Source organism: Vibrio sp. Y176, assembly GCF_033438945.1.
This window is the reverse complement of the sequence record NZ_JAWOQS010000466.1, coordinates 1-730: the sequence shown is the minus strand read 5'-3', so window position 1 is coordinate 730 and position 730 is coordinate 1. Positions and strand designations below refer to the sequence as shown.

The 730-nt window shown below is 43.2% G+C and carries 2 pseudogenes; one reads left to right on the top strand and one right to left on the bottom strand.

What is annotated here, in order from left to right:
- Window positions 1-306 (top strand): annotated as a pseudogene (locus R7O13_RS26730) (biotin--[acetyl-CoA-carboxylase] synthetase); the annotation flags it as partial.
- Between the two features lie 6 nt (window positions 307-312).
- Here the strand turns inward: R7O13_RS26730 and R7O13_RS26725 are convergent.
- A pseudogene (locus R7O13_RS26725) lies at window positions 313-730 on the bottom strand (type I pantothenate kinase); the annotation flags it as partial.

Below are 730 nucleotides of genomic sequence, written 5' to 3'. Positions count from 1 at the left end.
CCTTGGACAACACTCAACCAAATTTCCAATGAAGTTAGTATCGATAGAACTCAATTGGCGATACGTCTTATCGATCATTGGAAAGCCGCGTTAGAAGAATATGAACTGACTGGACTGGGTGGTTTTGTTGAACGTTGGAATCGTTTGGACAACTTTATCGGCCGACCGGTTAAGCTTCTTATGGGACCGAGAGAAATACACGGAGTGGTACAAGGTATCGACCAACAGGGTGGGGTGGTGCTCAAAACTGAAAATGGTTTGGAAACCTACATTGGCGGAGAAATTTCGTTGAGAAAAGGGGACTGAGCCCCTTTACTTTCTTAGCGATACTTTGTCGACAAGGTGGTTAGCACCTTTGTGGAGGATCAAATGGGCTCTTTCTCTGGTTGGAAGAATGTTCAATTCCAGATTGAGTCCATTAATATTGCGCCAAATTTCTTTCGCTTTACTTTTCGCTTCATCGACCGACAGCTGCGTATAGTGGCTGAAGTAGGAGCCTGGTTTAGTAAAAGCTCCGCGGCGAAACTTCAAAAATCTCTCGACATACCACTGCTCTATCGTTTCACTTTCCGCATCAACATAAATTGAGAAATCAAGAAAATCAGATACAAATACTCGATGTGGATCATGTGGGTAGTCCATACCGCTTTGTAATACGTTTAAGCCTTCAATAATAAGCACGTCAGGTCGGTCGACTTTTTTTAGCTCATCAGTAATGTCGTATGTGATG